At 64.9% G+C, this 15,644-nt stretch carries 18 protein-coding genes; 4 read left to right on the top strand and 14 right to left on the bottom strand.

Going from position 1 to position 15,644, the window contains the following annotated elements:
• Positions 1 to 5 precede the first annotated feature (5 nt).
• On the bottom strand, positions 6 to 1,064 hold the full coding sequence (gene cyoA, locus CLU87_RS13545; RefSeq protein WP_099730768.1) for a ubiquinol oxidase subunit II: 1,059 nt from the start codon (positions 1,062 to 1,064) through the stop codon (positions 6 to 8).
• 261 nt (positions 1,065 to 1,325) lie between these two features.
• On the opposite strand from cyoA, the gene CLU87_RS13540 reads away from it, so the two are divergent.
• Positions 1,326 to 2,666 carry an MFS transporter gene (locus tag CLU87_RS13540; protein WP_056065185.1) on the top strand — a complete coding sequence of 447 codons (1,341 nt, stop codon included), beginning with the start codon at positions 1,326 to 1,328 and terminating at the stop codon, positions 2,664 to 2,666.
• Positions 2,667 to 2,944: 278 nt separating this feature from the next.
• Here CLU87_RS13540 and tolA read toward each other — a convergent pair whose 3' ends face one another.
• The 11 genes from tolA to CLU87_RS13485 form a co-directional block, all read right to left on the bottom strand.
• Entirely contained in the window at positions 2,945 to 3,916 is a 972-nt protein-coding gene (gene tolA, locus CLU87_RS13535; RefSeq protein WP_099730767.1) for a cell envelope integrity protein TolA, read from the bottom strand.
• Between the two features lie 31 nt (positions 3,917 to 3,947).
• Entirely contained in the window at positions 3,948 to 4,370 is a 423-nt protein-coding gene (locus CLU87_RS13530; RefSeq protein ID WP_056064849.1) for an ExbD/TolR family protein, read from the bottom strand.
• A 15-nt stretch (positions 4,371 to 4,385) separates the two neighbouring features.
• Positions 4,386 to 5,099, bottom strand: coding sequence for a protein TolQ (gene tolQ, locus CLU87_RS13525; protein WP_099730766.1), 714 nt, complete (start codon positions 5,097 to 5,099; stop codon positions 4,386 to 4,388).
• Complete coding sequence (gene ybgC, locus CLU87_RS13520) at positions 5,096 to 5,515, bottom strand: tol-pal system-associated acyl-CoA thioesterase (RefSeq protein ID WP_099732177.1); 420 nt, start codon at positions 5,513 to 5,515, stop codon at positions 5,096 to 5,098. The genes tolQ and ybgC overlap by 4 nt, the downstream gene beginning before the upstream one ends.
• A 20-nt stretch (positions 5,516 to 5,535) precedes the next feature.
• On the bottom strand, positions 5,536 to 6,741 hold the full coding sequence (locus CLU87_RS13515) for a pyridoxal phosphate-dependent aminotransferase (RefSeq protein WP_099730765.1): 1,206 nt from the start codon (positions 6,739 to 6,741) through the stop codon (positions 5,536 to 5,538).
• 118 nt (positions 6,742 to 6,859) lie between these two features.
• A complete protein-coding gene (gene nusB, locus CLU87_RS13510) occupies positions 6,860 to 7,399 on the bottom strand; it encodes a transcription antitermination factor NusB (RefSeq protein ID WP_056064843.1) in 540 nt (179 codons plus the stop codon).
• Positions 7,396 to 7,860 carry a 6,7-dimethyl-8-ribityllumazine synthase gene (ribH, locus tag CLU87_RS13505; RefSeq protein ID WP_015015031.1) on the bottom strand — a complete coding sequence of 155 codons (465 nt, stop codon included), beginning with the start codon at positions 7,858 to 7,860 and terminating at the stop codon, positions 7,396 to 7,398. Before ribH ends, nusB begins: the two co-directional genes overlap by 4 nt.
• Positions 7,861 to 7,879: 19 nt before the next feature.
• On the bottom strand, positions 7,880 to 9,001 hold the full coding sequence (gene ribBA, locus CLU87_RS13500) for a bifunctional 3,4-dihydroxy-2-butanone-4-phosphate synthase/GTP cyclohydrolase II (protein ID WP_099730764.1): 1,122 nt from the start codon (positions 8,999 to 9,001) through the stop codon (positions 7,880 to 7,882).
• Positions 9,002 to 9,226: 225 nt separating this feature from the next.
• Positions 9,227 to 9,523, bottom strand: coding sequence for a 2Fe-2S iron-sulfur cluster-binding protein (locus tag CLU87_RS13495; protein ID WP_056747028.1), 297 nt, complete (start codon positions 9,521 to 9,523; stop codon positions 9,227 to 9,229).
• A gap of 12 nt (positions 9,524 to 9,535) precedes the next feature.
• Positions 9,536 to 10,174, bottom strand: coding sequence for a DUF938 domain-containing protein (locus CLU87_RS13490; RefSeq protein WP_099730763.1), 639 nt, complete (start codon positions 10,172 to 10,174; stop codon positions 9,536 to 9,538).
• 566 nt (positions 10,175 to 10,740) lie between these two features.
• Complete coding sequence (locus CLU87_RS13485; RefSeq protein WP_056064826.1) at positions 10,741 to 11,022, bottom strand: DUF427 domain-containing protein; 282 nt, start codon at positions 11,020 to 11,022, stop codon at positions 10,741 to 10,743.
• Positions 11,023 to 11,339: 317 nt separating this feature from the next.
• On the opposite strand from CLU87_RS13485, the gene CLU87_RS13480 reads away from it, so the two are divergent.
• Positions 11,340 to 12,248, top strand: a complete 909-nt coding sequence (locus tag CLU87_RS13480; protein WP_099730762.1) for an SDR family oxidoreductase — start codon at positions 11,340 to 11,342, stop codon at positions 12,246 to 12,248.
• Positions 12,249 to 12,319: 71 nt separating this feature from the next.
• Positions 12,320 to 13,846, top strand: coding sequence for a glutamate--cysteine ligase (gene gshA, locus CLU87_RS13475; protein ID WP_099730761.1), 1,527 nt, complete (start codon positions 12,320 to 12,322; stop codon positions 13,844 to 13,846).
• Positions 13,847 to 13,940: 94 nt separating this feature from the next.
• On the opposite strand, the gene CLU87_RS13470 is transcribed toward gshA, so the two are convergent.
• Entirely contained in the window at positions 13,941 to 14,111 is a 171-nt protein-coding gene (locus CLU87_RS13470; protein ID WP_056747202.1) for an oxidoreductase-like domain-containing protein, read from the bottom strand.
• A gap of 56 nt (positions 14,112 to 14,167) precedes the next feature.
• A complete protein-coding gene (locus tag CLU87_RS13465; RefSeq protein WP_056064818.1) occupies positions 14,168 to 14,419 on the bottom strand; it encodes a hypothetical protein in 252 nt (83 codons plus the stop codon).
• 94 nt (positions 14,420 to 14,513) lie between these two features.
• On the opposite strand from CLU87_RS13465, the gene ylqF reads away from it, so the two are divergent.
• Positions 14,514 to 15,485, top strand: a complete 972-nt coding sequence (gene ylqF, locus CLU87_RS13460) for a ribosome biogenesis GTPase YlqF (protein ID WP_099730760.1) — start codon at positions 14,514 to 14,516, stop codon at positions 15,483 to 15,485.
• Positions 15,486 to 15,644 lie beyond the last annotated feature (159 nt).

The following is a 15,644-nucleotide window of genomic DNA, read 5'->3' as shown; positions in this document are numbered from 1 at the left end:
AGTGCTCATTGACGGATGCTGGCGCCAGTCGTTGGTGCCGGTACGTTGCGGGTTTCGAGTGCGGCCACCACCTGGGCGGCGTTTTGCACGGTGCAGACGTCCTGGGGCAGGTTCAGCCCTGCAGCGCGCATGTAAGCGTCGCCACCCAGAGCATCGATGGCCATCATGTGGTGCATGCACATCTTTCCGTCTTCGACGCAGCGGTTGAGCACCTTGTCGTACAGGCCTTCTTCCACCGAGGCAAAGCGCTGCACCGGATCACGTTCGCTGGGCTTGACCAGGTTCAGGTAGGTGCCCTTGTCCAGGGGCTTGCCTTCGGTCTTGGCCTTTTGCACCCACTGGGCAAAGTCCTCGTTGCTCAGGCCATGGAACTTGAACGTCATGCCCGAGAAACCCGCGCCGCTGTAGTGCGACGACATGCCCTTGAACACGCCAGGCTTGTTGATCACCGCGTTCAGCTCGGTCTGCATGCCGGGCATGGCGTAAATCATGCCGGCAAGGTCTGGCACGTAGAACGCGTTCATGGTGGATGTGGCCGTCAGCTTGAACAGGATCGGGCGGTCCACCGGTGCCGCCACTTCATTCACGGTGGCGATGCCTTGCTCGGGGTAGAAGAACAGCCACTTCCAGTCCATGGCCACTACCTGCACTTCAAGCGGCTTCACATCGGCGGGCACGGGGCGCTGCGCGTCGATGCGGTCCAGGGGACGGTAGGGGTCGAGCTTGTGGGTGCCGATCCAGGTGATGGCGCCCAGCGCAATGATGATCAGCAGCGGCACGGTCCAGATCACCAGCTCCAGAGTGGTGGAGTGGTGCCATTCCGGGTCGTACTCGGCCTCGGTGTTGCCCTGACGGTATTTCCAGGCAAACAGCAGGGTGAGCGCGATCACGGGCACGATGATGATCAGCATCAGCAGCGTGGCGGTGATGACCATCTGGCCTTGCTGGGCAGCGACGTCACCGGCAGGGTTGAGCACGACAGCCTTGCTGCAGCCTGCCAGGCTACCCAGCGCTGTCAGGGCGAGCAGCCAGGTGGGCCCACGAAGTTGGGGAAGTTTGAGCATGTGTAGAGCGCGATCAATGCGTTTCAGGGTAAACGCGGATAACGGGATGTGTGCGAATGTACTAGCGCTAGCTTTTTTGTCGATTGGACATTTTGTCCAAGGTCAAAAGCGCAGGCTGTTTTTGCACCAATGTGGTGCATTCAAGGGCTTTGAAGGACATTTCCTGCAGCCGGCATAGTGAAACCGCACTTGTGGCCCACAGAAGTTGCGTGTAGAACGGAACGGTCTGAGTTAGCTACACAACGTCAAGGAGCCATGTTCATGAGCAGCCCCGCCACTGCCACTTACCCCGCGGCCGGTTTTCACGAAAGCGCCGCCTCTCTCTCGCGGGCTGATACGCATGAAGACGTCACCCCCAGCGAAATCGCTGTGGGCGTGATCATCGGACGCTCGTCCGAGTATTTCGACTTCTTCGTTTTCGGGATCGCCTGCGTTCTTGTCTTCCCGTCCTTCCTGTTTCCCTTCCTGTCGCGCCTGGACGGCACGCTGATGGCCTTTGCGCTGCTGGCCGTTGCCTTCGTGGTCCGCCCTGTGGGTACCGCCATCTCCATGGCCATCCAGCGGCGATGGGGGCGGGGCACCAAGCTGACCATTGCGCTGTTCGTGCTGGGCGTCTGCACGGTGGGCATGGCCTTTTTGCCTGGCTACAAGGATGTGGGCACTACAGCCATCGTGGCGTTGCTGATCCTGCGTGTGGGCCAGGGCCTGGCGCTGGGTGGTTCGTGGGACGGCTTGCCGTCGCTGCTGGCCATGTCGGCCCCCAAGGAGCGCCGGGGCTGGTACGCCATGATCGGCCAGCTGGGCGCGCCTCTGGGCTTTGTGCTGGCTGCGGGCCTGTTTGCCTACCTGTACAGCAGCCTCACGGTGCAAGAGTTTCTGGCCTGGGGCTGGCGTTATCCGTTTTTTGTGGCCTTTGCCGTGAACGTGGTGGCCCTGTTTGCCCGCCTGCGCCTGGTGGTGGGGCAGTCGTATTCCGAACTGCTCAAGGACCGCGAGTTGCAGCCTGTGCCGGTGAGCCGCGTCATGCGTGATGAAGGCAGCAACGTGTTGCTGGGCGCCTTTGCGGCGCTGGCCAGCTTTGCACTGTTCCACTTGGTCACGGTTTTCCCGCTGTCATGGATCACGTTGTACTCCGACCAGCCAGTCACCCAGATCCTGGGCGTGCAGATCGTCGGCGCGTTCCTCGCGGCGGGCGCCATCATGGTGTCGGGCTGGCTGTCGGACCACCTGGGCCGCCGCAAGTTGCTGGGCGGCATGGCGGTGCTGATTGGCGTGTTCAGCTTCATGGCGCCGGTGTTGCTCAACACCGGCGAGGTGGGTAGCACCATGTTCCTGTTGCTGGGCTTTGTGCTGCTGGGCCTGTCGTACGGCCAGGCATCGGGCACGGTCACGGCCAACTTCTCGCCGCAGTACCGCTACACCGGCGCCGCCCTGTCGGCCGACCTGGCCTGGATCATTGGTGCAGCCTTCGCACCGCTGGTGGCCCTGTATCTGTCATCGCAGTTCGGTCTGCTGGCAGTGACGGTGTACCTGCTGTCGGGTGTGGCATGCACGCTGGGTGCGCTGAACCTGAACCGCCGCATGGAGCGGCGCGACCGCTGATGCATGCTGGCGAATTGCTATTGAATGTATAGCTTGCAGCGCATATTCCACTAGCGCTACCAGCATAAAAGGCTCAAAAAGCGCCCGGTTCTGCCGGGCGCTTTGCTTTGGGGGCTTGCAAGGCACGGCTCAGTCCATCGTACCGGGGCACACCGCTACAAGGGCTCAGACGCAGGCGGTCAGCGCTGTTGCGGCGTGGGATCGAGCAGCGCATCAGCAACGAGGCGAGGGACCACGGCAGAAGTGCAAGCCCCGTGAGGGAGGGGCTCGGGTCCCGCTCAGTCCTGGGGCCTGAAGCCGATGGTGAGGGAGGGCGGCACGCGCCCGTCCACATCGCGCGGCAATGTTTCAGTCTTGTCCAGTGCCCGCAGCACCGCGTCGTCCCAGGCCCTGTTGCCGCTGGACTGCACCAGTCGCTTGCCCACAATGGTGCCGTCGGGTGACAGCCGCACTTCCACTTCGGCGCGCGGGTTGCCCGAGATGGCGTCCGGGTACACGATGTTGGGCTTGACCTTGGCCGCGACCTTGCCGCCGTAGCTGCCTGAGGGGCCCGCGCTACGCTGGGCCGTGCCGGTGGCGTTTTCGCCTCCAGTGGCACCTATCATGCCCTGGATGCGGCGCATGTTGTCCTCGCGCATCTTGGCCAGCTGCTTTTCTTCCGCCTCCGCCTTGCGCTTGGCGGCCTCGTCGGCCTTGCGTTTGTCTTCGGCCAGCTTCTTCTGCTTGTCCTGCTCGGCCTTTTTCTGTTCGGCCAGCTGCTTTTCGCGCTGTTCCTTTTCTTTGTCGCGTTCTTTTTGCAGGCGCTCTTTTTTCTCCTGCTCCAGGCGGTCGCGGCGTTCTTCTTCCTTGCGCTCACGTTCGCGCTTTTCGCGCAGCTGCTGTTGTTCGCGGGCTTTCTTTTCCTGCTCCAGGCGCTTTTTCTCGCGCTCGATGGCGATGTCCGCCTCGCGCGTGTCGGGCGGCTCGGCCGCACGCACGGGGGGGGCAGGGGGCGGGGGGGGGGTGACCTGCTGCACAGGCGGTGGTGGCGGGGGCGGTGGGGGCTCCACAGCGCGCGGCGCAGCCTGGGTGGGCACGGCGGCCCACAACTCAGCTTCTACGGCGGGCTGGTCGGCCGTGTTCTTCCAGTTCACACCCCAGGTCAACGCGCCGATCAGCACCGCATGCACCAGCACCGCCAGCGCGATGGCGCGCAGGCGCGCCGGTGGACGGGGCGGGGCAAACTGGTCGCGGTCGGTGTGGGCGTGCATGGGCGTCTGAGCGGTGCCGGGCGGGTTCGGTTCAACCGCCTTGCTTGACCGACAGGCCTACGCGTTGCACGCCTGCCTTCTGCAGAGCGTCCATCGCCTTCACCACGGTTTCGTACTGCACGCCCTTGTCGGCGCTGATGACCACGGCGCTCTCGGGCCCCTGGCCCTTTTGCCAGCGGCTGGCGGCATCGCCAATCTCCCGCTGGTTCAGGCTGCGCGTGGCTTCGGGGGTCTTGAACTGCAGCGTGCCGTCCTTGTTGACGATGACCTGGGCCACTACCTTGGGCATGTTCTTGCTCTTGCCCACGCTGGGCACGTCGACCACGCCGGGTGTGAGCATTGGCGCCGTCACCATGAAGATGATGAGCAGCACCAGCATGACGTCAATGAACGGGACCATGTTGATCTCGTTGATGGTGCGGCGGCCTCGGCCGCGGGATGCCATGGCGGGCATGGGGCGCCTCCCGGATCAGTGGCCCGAGGCCGTGTGGCCTGTGGACGCGGGCTGGGCGCCCAGGTTGCGCTGCAGGATGTTGGAGAACTCTTCGATGAAGGTCTCCTGGTGCGTGGCCACGCGGTCAATGTCGCGTGCAAAGCGGTTGTAGGCGATCACGGCCGGGATGGCCGAGAACAGGCCGATGGCGGTGGCGACCAGCGCCTCGGCAATGCCCGGGGCCACGGTGGCGAGTGTGACCTGTTCCATGCCTGCAAAGCCGGTGAAGGCGTGCATGATGCCCCACACGGTGCCGAACAGGCCAACATACGGCGATACGGAGCCGACCGATGCCAGGAAGGAAAGGCTCGACTCGACCACATCCATCTCACGCTGGAAGCTCGCACGCATGGCGCGGCGCGCGCCGTCCAGCAAGGTGCCCGGGTCGGTGATGCGGCGCTCGCGCAGTTTCTGGTACTCACGCATGCCGCTGGCAAAAATGCGTTCCATGGGGCCTGCCTGCTTGGCGTTCTGGGCGGCAGCGGCGTACAGGTCGTTCAGGCTGGTGCCCGACCAGAACTCGCGCTCGAAATCCTCGTTCAGTGTCTTCACGCGCTTCAAGGCAAACAGCTTGCGGAAGATGGCGGCCCAGCTGGCCACCGACACGCCCAGCAGCAGCATCATCACGAGTTGCACCACCCAGCTGGCGTGCAGCACCAGGGAGATGATGGACATGTTTTGGGAATTCATGGTGTGAGTTGTTCCAGGAGGGTGCTGGGAATTCTGGCGGGGCGCAGGGTGGCGGCATCCACCCATCCGATGCGGATGGTGCCTTCGGTCAGCAAGGTCGGGGGCTGGTCGGTCATCTGCTCTGGTTTCAGGAGCGCCTGCTGCACTATTGTCAACGATGCGCGGCCACTGCTTTGCAGGGCGGCAGTAACAATCAGTTCATCGTCCAGCCGCGCGGGGCGGTGGTAGCGCAGCTGCGCGTCGGTTACGACAAACATGCCGCCGATTTGTTCCCGCAACTGCTGTTGGCCCACACCCAACGAGCGCAGCCACTCGGTGCGCGCGCGCTCAAAGAACTTGAGGTAGTTGGCGTAGAACACGATGCCACCGGCATCGGTGTCTTCCCAGTAAATCCGGATCGGAAATTCAAACGCCATCGTGGGGTCGCTCGCCTTGGTCATCCAAGCAGCTTGCGCAGCCGCTCCACGGACTCCTGCAATTGCGCCATGGAGTTGGCGGTGGAGAAGCGGATGAAGCGCTCGGGCTCGGCCGTGCCAAAGTCGCGCCCCGGTGTCACGGCGATGTGCGCGCGGCGCATCAGCTCAAACGCAAAGTCCCAGCTGCCGCTCACGCCCAGGCGCTGCGCGGCCTGCGTGCAGTCGGCCCAGGCATAGAAGGCGCCATCAGGCATCACGGGCACATTCAGACCCAGCGACTGCAGCGCGGGGATGAAGAAGTCGCGCCGCGCCTTGAACTCGGCGCGGCGGCGTTCGTATTCGGCAATGCTCTCGGCCTCGAAGCAGGCCAGCGCTGCATGCTGCGACACGGTGCTGGCGCAGATGAACAGGTTCTGCGCCAGGCGTTCCACCACGGGCACCATGGCCTCGGGCACCACCATCCAGCCCAGGCGCCAGCCGGTCATGTTGAAGTATTTGCTGAAGCTGTTGACGCTGATGATGTTGTCGTCGATGGCGAGCGCGGTGTGGCCAAACTCTTCCTCGTACGACAGGCCCAGGTAGATCTCGTCGATCATCGTGATGCCGTCTTGCGACCGCACCACCTCATGGATGCGGCGCAGCTCATCGGGCGCTATCGAGGTGCCGGTGGGGTTGGAGGGCGAGGCCAGCAAAACGCCCCGCGTTTTTCCAGTTCTGCCGGGCGTTTTCTCGTTCCATGCCGCACGCACCTTGTCGGCGCTCAGCTGGTAACGCTCGGCCGCCGTGGTGGGCAGCAGCACGGCCTTGCCTTCTGCGGCGCTCACAAAGTGGCGGTTGCAGGGGTAGCTCGGGTCGGGCATCAAAATTTCGTCGCCCGACTCGATGAGCGCCAGGCACGCCAGCTGCAGTGCGGCCGATGCACCGGAGGTGACCACGATGCGGCGTGCAGGCACGTTGACGCCAAAGCGGCTCTGGTACCAGCCGCTGATGCGCTCGCGCAGCGCATCCAGCCCCAGCGCGTTGGTGTACTGCGTGGCGCCGTTGTGCACGGCGCGGGCTGCGGCTTCCTGCACCAGGGGCGGGGCGGTGAAGTCGGGCTCGCCGATGTTCAAGAAGATCATCGGTTCGCGCGTGCCCGCCACCTCGCGGGCCAGGGCCTGCGCGGCCTTGGCGACCTCCATCACATAAAACGGTTCAATGCGCTCGGCGCGCGTGGAAAACTTCATGGAATGGCATCCTGCCCCGACCGGGCCCCTTGTGGACGTGTTGGCGTGAGGGCGTAGAAAGAAAAGAAACCAAGCCGCCCCGGTTCAACGGGCAGGGCGGCAGCGGGGCGGTGGCAGGTCAGGCAGCGCCCGCGCCTGCGGCCTTGTCGGCCGCCACTTCCACGGCGCGCAGTTGGGGGGCCAGGCCGTTGAGCACGGCGTTCACGTACTTGTGGCCGTCCGTGCCGCCAAATTCCTTGGCGAGTTCGATGCATTCGTTGAGCACCACGCGCCAGGGCACATCCAGGCAGTTCTGGAACTCGTACACGCCGATCCACATGGTGGCGTGTTCGATGGGCGAGATCTCGGCCATCTTGCGGTCCAGCAACGGGGTGATCAATGCGTCCATGCTGGCGGCATGCTCGATGCAGCCATGCAGCAGCGCGTCGTAGTGCGCCGAGTCAGCCTTGTGGAAGCCCGCCAGGTCGCGCGTGAACGCATCGATGGCAGTAGCGTCGTTGCCGCCCACCAGGTGCTGATACAGCGCCTGCAGTGCGAATTCGCGTGCACGGCTGCGGTTGGACTTGGAGGCGGCCTTGCGGGTGCCCGTGCTTTTGAGGCCGGTGCGGGTTTGCTTGGGCGGACGTGCCGACGATGGCGTAGGGGTGTTTTCGCTCATGACAGTTCGTCCAGCAGGTTGGCCATTTCCACCGCCACGCGGGCTGCGTCCACGCCCTTTTCGGTCTGGCGGGCGATGGCCTGTTCCATGTTCTCGGTGGTGATGATGGCGTTGGCAATCGGGATCTGGTAGTCCAGCGACAGGCGCGTGACGCCCGCGCCGGATTCGTTGGCTACCAGCTCGAAGTGGTAGGTCTCGCCGCGGATGATGCAGCCCAGCGCGATCAGCGCGTCGTACTCGTCGCTCTCGGCCATGGCCTGCAGGGCCACGGGCACTTCGAGCGCGCCGGGCACCAGCACATGCTTGATGTGCTTTTCCTGCACGCCCAGGGCCAGTAGCTCTGCGCGGCAGGCAGCAGCCAGGGTGTTGGTGATGCTCTCGTTGAAACGGGCCTGCACGATGCCGATGTGCAGCTTCTTGCCGTCCAGTTTGTCTGCGGTGCCTTTGTCTGCGCCAAACATAGTGATCCTGTTCCTGTCTTTATTCTTTGGGGATGAAGCCGGTGATTTCGAGGCCGTAGCCTGTCATGCTGGGCATGCGGCGTGGCTGGCCCATCAGGGCCATCTTGTGCACGCCGCATTCGCGCAGGATCTGCGCGCCCACGCCGTAGGTACGCAGGTCCATGCGGCCGCGCTCGGGCGCCTGGGCGGAGCGGGCGGTGCCTTCAAACTGGGCCAGCAGCTGGGAGGCGCTTTCGCCACAATTGAGCAGCACGGCCACGCCCTTGCCTTGTTTGGCCAGGTATTGCAGGCTGGTGTCCAGGCCCCAGGAGTGCATGGAGCGGTTGACTTCGAGCGCATCGAACACCGACAGCGGCTCGTGCACACGCACGGGCACCACGTCGTCGGCGCTCCATTGGCCCTTGACCAGTGCCAGATGCACGGCCTGGCTGGGCTTGTCGCGGAAGGCGTGGGCGGTGAACTCGCCATACGCCGTCTGCAGTGTGCGCGTGCCGACCTTTTCGACCAGCGACTCGTTGCGGCTGCGGTATTCGATGAGGTCCGCGATGGTGCCGATCTTGAGGCCATGCTCGGCCGCGAACAGCTGCAGATCGGGCAGGCGGGCCATGGTGCCGTCGTCCTTCATGATCTCGCAGATCACCGATGCGGGGCTGCAGCCCGCCATGGCGGCCAGGTCGCAACCGGCTTCGGTATGGCCGGCGCGCATCAGCACGCCGCCGTCCACCGCCTGCAGCGGGAAGATGTGGCCGGGCTGCACCAGGTCGCTGGGCTGGCTGTTGCGGTCCACGGCCACCTGCACGGTGCGGGCGCGGTCGGCGGCCGAGATGCCGGTGGTCACGCCCTCGGCGGCTTCGATGGAGACGGTGAACGCCGTGCTGTACACCGTGCCGTTGCGCGCTGCCATGGGCGGCAGCTTGAGGAACTCGCAGCGCTCGCGGCTCAATGTCAGGCAGATCAGGCCCCGGCCGAAGCGGGCCATGAAGTTGATGGCCTCCGGCGTCACATGGTCGGCGGCCAGGACGAGGTCGCCTTCGTTTTCGCGGTCTTCTTCATCCACCAGGATGACGATGCGCCCGGCGCGCATCTCGGCCACGATGTCCTCGACGGGCGAGATCGGCACGGGGGTGAGGGGGGTGTTCATGGAAGGTCGGGGCTTTCTGTGGAGCCTCTGGCGGTTGCCAGCTGGCGGTGTGCTGCAGCACAGGTCCCCGTGGCCGAAGGCAAGTGTGGTGCCTCCAAGAAACCGCCCCAAAGAACATGCGATGCGGCGCTGCCGCACGTCAAAGGGGCATCGTGCCCCCAAAGCCCTGGATTTTAGTGCACCAGGGCCTGCTTGGTGTTTGAAAGGCGCGGTGCCTGACGCAGATCAGATGGCGCTGCCCTGCAGCACCACGTCCGACGTGGGGTAGGCCACGCAGGGCAACACGCAACCTTCTTCCTTTTCTTCGGCCGTGAGGCCTGGCCATTCGATGGCGTAGCGCACCGTGCCTTCGACCAGCTGGCCCAGGCAGGTGCGGCAGGTGCCGTTGCGGCAGGAGCTGGGCCAGTCGATGCCGCCTTGCTCCATGGACAGCAGCAGCGGCTGCTCGGGCCAGGCGTCGCACTGGGTGCCATCGGGCTCGACCTTGGCGATGAAGAAGGGGGCGGTGGTGGGTGTCGTCATGGACGTATCTCTTCAGGGTTGGTGGGCGGCGTGGGTCCACACCAGCAGCAGGTTGTTGGCGGGCATCGCGTGCCGCGCGGCCAGTTGCAGGCCGGCCTGGGCGGCTACCGCCATCACGTCTTCGATGCGGCGGATGCCCCAGGCGGCGTCTTGCGCGCGCAGGCTGGCGTCAAAGGCCAGGTTGCCGGGGGCGGTGGGCACGCCGTCTTCCAGGTAGGGGCCGTAGGTGACCAGGTGGCCGTCTGGCGCCAGGTGCCGGGCGGCGCCCTGCATCAGCCCGGTGCAGCAGGCCCAGGGGGCGATGTGCAGCATGTTGGCGCAATAGACCAGGTCGAACGACGCGGCGCCGAATACCGGGCCGTCGCTGGGCCACTGGTCGTGCAGCACGTCCAGCCGCCGGGGCGCCTGCACGTTGCGGGCACCGGCCTGCGCGGCCCAGCCGGTGATGGAGGCGAAATGGGTGTCCTGCAGGTCGGTGGGCTGCCAGGTCCAGCCGGGCAGGGCGGCTGCAAAGTGCGCGGCGTGCTGGCCGGTGCCACTGGCAATCTCCAGCGCGGCGCCGGTGTTGGGCAGCAACGCCAGCAGCTGCGCCAGGATGGGCCCCTGGTTGCGCTCTGCGGCGGGACTGTGCTGAAGGTACGTGGTGGACACTGGTGGATGGAGTGTTTTTGGCCGCTAGCGCTAGTGGATCATGCGCTGGCAGCTATGAAATAAAGAGCGGCCAACCAAGGGCCGACGTGCACTGTACCGCAGACGATTTACCCACCCGTGCTGCCTGTTTTTTCAGCGGCACAAGAAGTTGCCTTGTAAATCAATGACTTAAGACTGTCATACAAGGCTTGTTCACAGTTATCCACAAGATTGTCCAGTGCGGGCAGGGATAACCGGGGGTTTGGATGCCTGTGAAGGGGTATCGGCCGCACGTGGCAAAGGACGTTCTGCAATTGCCTGTTTTTTGAGCAATGCAAGGATATTCCTTGCAAATCAACCACTTAAACGTGCCATACAAGGCTTATCCAAGGTTATCCACACCATTGTCCAGTGTGCGCCGGGATAACCCATGCCATGATTTACCGGGTTGCCTAAAAATAAGGCAATGCAGTGCATTTCCTTGCAAATCAAGCACTTGGCGTTGTCATACAGGACTTGCCAAAACTTATCCACACGATTGTCCAGTGCGCGCAGGGATAACCTGCGCAGGGTGCTGTCAGGCCGTTTCAGGCCGTGACCTTCACACCCTTCCAGAACGCGACGCGGCCCTTGATCTCGGCGGCCTCGGGCTTGGGGTCGGCATAGAACCACGCAGCGTCGGTGTTCATCTCGCCGTTGACCAGCAGCGACAGGTAGCTGGCCTGGCCCTTCCAGGCGCAGGTGGTCTTGTGGTTGCTGAACGTGAAGTAGTCGCGGTGCAGCGCGCTTTCGGGAAAGTAGTGATTGCCTTCCACCACCACGGTGTCGTCGCTCTCGGCAACCACCACGCCGTTCCAGATTGCTTTCATGGGAGATCCTTGGGTAAAAATGGCCGATAGCGCCGGTATTACATGCGCCAACAGCTATCAAAAAATGAGTGCAGGAGGGCTGCGCCGGCCGCTACCCCGGGGCTGGCGCAGGCACCCATTATTCCCAATGTGCCGCGTGGGCGTGCGCGGTGCTCGGCCTGCTTGGCCGGAGGAGGCGTAGGGGCCAGTCGCCTGTGCAACCTGCTCGGGCCGCGCTGTGGCTTACAGTGCAGCGCGCGGCGCCAGCCCATTCGGGCAGGTGCCAGAGGTTTTTATTCCACTGACTGATTGACCAAGACAACAGGAGAACCTTCACCATGGGTATTGATTTCCAAGGCCGCGTGGCCATCGTGACGGGCGCGGGCGGCGGCCTGGGCCGCCAGCATGCTCTGGCGCTGGCCAAGCGCGGCGCCAAGGTGCTGGTCAACGACCTGGGCGGCGCGGTGGACGGCAGCGGCGGTACCGTGGGTGCGGCGCAGGCCGTGGTCGATGAAATCCGCGCTGCGGGCGGCGAGGCGCTGGCCAATGGCGCGTCGGTCACCGACTTTGCGGCGGTCGAGGCCATGGTGCAGCAGGCCATCGACGCCTGGGGCCGGGTGGACATCCTGGTCAACAACGCCGGCATTCTGCGCGACAAGTCGTTCGCCAAGATGAGCATGGATGACTTCCGCCTGGTGGTGGATGTGCACCTGATGGGCGCCGCCAACTGCTGCAAGGCCGCGTGGCCGCACATGGTGGCCCAGCAATATGGCCGCATCGTGATGACCACTTCGTCCACCGGCCTGTATGGCAACTTTGGCCAGGCCAACTATGGCGCAGCCAAGCTGGCCCAGGTGGGGCTGATGCAGACTCTGGCCATCGAAGGCGCCAAGTACAACATCCATGTGAACGCCCTGGCCCCCACGGCCGCCACGCGCATGACCGAGGGCCTGATGCCCCAGGAAGTGCTGGACGCCTTGAAGCCCGAGGCCGTGGTGCCCGCCATGCTGGTGCTGGCGCACGAAAGCGCGCCCACGCGCACTATCCTGTGTGCCGGTGCGGGCACGTTTGAAGCCGCCCACATCACCCTCACCCAAGGTATCCATCTGGGCATTGGCGCCGATGTGCCCGAGCAACTGGCGGCCCGCCTGGCCGAGGTGACGGAGCGGGCGGGCGAGCAAGTACCACAAAGTGGCGCAGCGCAGGGAACCAACGAGGTTGGACGCGCTTTGGCCGCAAGGGCTTGACACCCCTCTGGGCGGGCCAGCGCTCAACGTGCTAAGTTCCGGGCCGACAGAAGTTGGATCGGTATAAACATATGAGCAAACTGCACGAGAGACTGGCCGCCTACCCGGCGGACGCCCTGGGGGGGATTCGCCGTGGCATCGAAAAGGAAGGGCTGCGCGTGCTGCCCACCGGTGGCCTGGCCCTCACCCCCCACCCGCTGGCGCTGGGCTCGGCCCTCACACATCCCCTGATCACCACGGACTACAGCGAGTCGCAGCTGGAGCTGATCACTGGCGCCCACAAGGGCGTGCAGCAGTGCCTGGATGAGCTGACCGAGGTGCACCAGTTCGTGCACCACACCCTGAAGGACAGCGGCGGCGAGCTGCTGTGGGCCTCCAGCATGCCCTGCGGCCTGCCCACGGACGAGACCATTCCCATCGGCCGCTACGGCAGCTCCAACGTGGGCCGCGCCAAGAGCGTATACCGCATGGGCCTGGGCCACCGCTATGGCCGGCGCATGCAGACCATTTCGGGCATTCACTACAACTGGTCGCTGCCGGGCGTGGACAGCGAGCAGTATTTCGCGCTGATTCGCAACTTCCGGCGCCACGCGTTTGTGCTGCTGTACCTGTTTGGCGCCTCACCCGCCTTGTGCCCCTGTTTTGTGGAGGGGCGCGAGCACCGCCTGGAGCGCATGGAGGGCGGCAGCGCGCTGTACCTGCCCCACGCCACATCGCTGCGCATGGGCCGCCTGGGCTACCAGAGCGACGCACAGGCTACGCTGGCCGTGAGCTACAACGGCCTGACCGGCTACGCCAACTCTCTGCACGAGGCACTGACCAAGCCATACCCCGCCTACGAAACCGTGGGTGTGCGCAACCCCGGCGGTGACTACAACCAGCTCGGCACCAGCCTGCTGCAGATCGAAAACGAGTTCTACGGCACCATCCGCCCCAAACGCACGGTGCGCACGGGCGAGCGCCCGCTGCATGCCCTGCGCGAGCGCGGGGTCGAATACGTCGAAGTGCGCCTGATGGACCTGGACCCGTTCGTGCCCGTGGGCATCACCGCACCCACCATGCGCCTGCTCGACGTGTTTTTGCTGCACTGCCTGCTGTCCGACAGCCCGCCCGACACGCCCGCAGAAATTGCCGAACTCAAGCAGAACCAGCACCTCACCGCCGAGCGGGGCCGCGAGCCCGGCCTGCGCCTGTCGCGCAACGGCCAGAGCGTGCCGCTGACCGAATGGGGCACTGAAGTGCTGGCCGCTTGCGAGCCCTTGGCCGCCGCGCTGGATGCCACCCACGGCACCAACGACTACAGCGTTGCACTGCGCGATGCCCGCGCACTGATGGCTGCGCCCGAGCGCACACCATCGGCCCGCGTGCTGGACAGCATGGCGCGCGAGCACCAGCACCACTTTGAAGCTTTTGCACGGCAGCAGTCCATCGCCGCCCGCGACGCACTGCTGGCCCTGCCCTGGACGGCCGAGCAGCAGGCGCGTTACCTGGCGATGGCCGATGAGTCGATTGCCGCGCAAAAGGCCATCGAAGCCGCAGACACGCTTCCGTTTGAAGAATGGCGCGAGCAGTACATGGCGGTGGAGCAGCTGGGCTGAGTGTGCGACCGTGCCGAGTGGCATGGGTGTGCTATTAATTTTGTAGCTGCCAGGGCATATCGCACTAACGCTACCAGCCCAAACGGCTTCAAAATCAGTCTTGCAGCTGCAGCAGGGCCTCTTGCCGCCAGTATTCGGCGGCGTCCAGGAATCCTTCCCACACGCAGCCATTGCAGCCACGCCCACAGCAGGTGGTGGGCTCGGGCGGCGGGTTGCGCAGCGTGATGCCCGCAGTGGCCGCGCGTTGCTGCAGCGCCGCGAACATGGCTTGCGCCGTGGCGCCGTCCGCAGCCGGTGCCGGGGCCGTCCACTCCGGCAAGGTCACGGCTGGCGGCGCCCCGCCTTGGCGCGGCGCAGGCCGTACTGCACGCCGAATGCTATGCCCAGCACCAGCGCAAACCAGCCCACCAGCGCCGCCTGGGTCATGAGGTCGCGCACGCTGCTGGAGCGGGCGACATAGGGCGCCAGCAAGATGACCAGGCCGATAAGGGCCAGGGTCACGCCCTTGAACAGCAGCTCCTTGTCGGCCTTGGTGGCATTGGCTTTGCGCGAGTTGTCGAGAGGGGCTGGCATGGAGGTCAAATAGCGCGGTGGCGTGGTGCAAGTGCGACCGCGATTATCCTTGCCACCCTCAGAACCTGTTGAATCAAGAAGAAAGTACCCCCGCATGGCCATCCAGTGGTTCCCCGGTCACATGCACCTGACCCGCAAAGCCATCACCGAACGCATCAAGGACATTGACGTGGTGATCGAGGTGCTGGACGCGCGCCTGCCCGGCTCCAGCGCCAACCCGCTGCTGGCTGAGATCACGGGCCACAAGCCCACGCTCAAGGTGCTCAACAAGCAGGACGTGGCCGACCCCGAGCGCACCGCGCTGTGGGTGGACTGGTACAACGCCCAGAGCGACACGCGCGCCGTGCCGCTGGATGCGTCTGACCCCGCCCCTGCGCGCAAGCTCATCGACGCCTGCCATCTGCTGTCTCCCAACCGCGGGGGCATGGCCAAGCCCATGCGGGTGCTCATCTGCGGCGTGCCCAACGTGGGCAAGTCCACGCTGATCAACACCTTGACCAACAAGCGCCATGCCAAGACGGGCGACGAGGCGGGCATCACCAAGCTGGAGCAGCGCATCACCCTGGCCGACGACTTCTACCTGTGGGACACGCCGGGCATGCTGTGGCCGCGCATTGTGGTGCCCGAAAGTGGCTACAACCTGGCCGCCAGCGGCGCCGTGGGCCGCAACGCGTATGACGAAGAACTGGTGGCGCTGGAGCTGCTGCGCCGCCTGCAAAAACACTACGCCCCCTTGCTGGAGTCCCGCTACAAGCTGGGCCTGCCTGCGGGTGCCGTGGCCACGATGCACGACGAGGAACTGCTCGCAGCCATCGGCAAGAAGCGCGGCGCCATGCTGGGTGGCGGCAAGGTCAACCTGCAAAAGACGGCCGAGATTGTGATGACGGACTTTCGCACCGCCATCCTGGGCCGCATCACTCTGGAAACGCCCGCCGAGTTTGAAGCCTGGCGTGCTGCAGGCCTGGCCGAAGACGCCAAGCGCCAGGCAAAGAAAGACGCGCGTGCCAAGGCCAAGGGCAAGGGCTCCGGTGTGCGCGAGCCTGCGCCGGACAGCGACGCGGACTGATTGATAAGGCCTGCGCTTGCGGGCCTGTAGGCTGCGGCGGCCACCCTGGGCCGAAGCTGGCGACGGTTCTTGGTGACACCGATGCAGATGCTGATGGATGGGCACCGCAGCCACGCCAGCGGCGTTTTGTTCATAGGCGTTTTCTATGCCTGCGGTTAC

Origin of the sequence: Acidovorax sp. 59 (assembly GCF_002754175.1) — a bacterium.
GTDB classification, from domain to species: Bacteria; Pseudomonadota; Gammaproteobacteria; order Burkholderiales; family Burkholderiaceae_C; genus Acidovorax; species Acidovorax delafieldii.
This window is presented reverse-complemented; position numbering and strand designations above follow the sequence as displayed.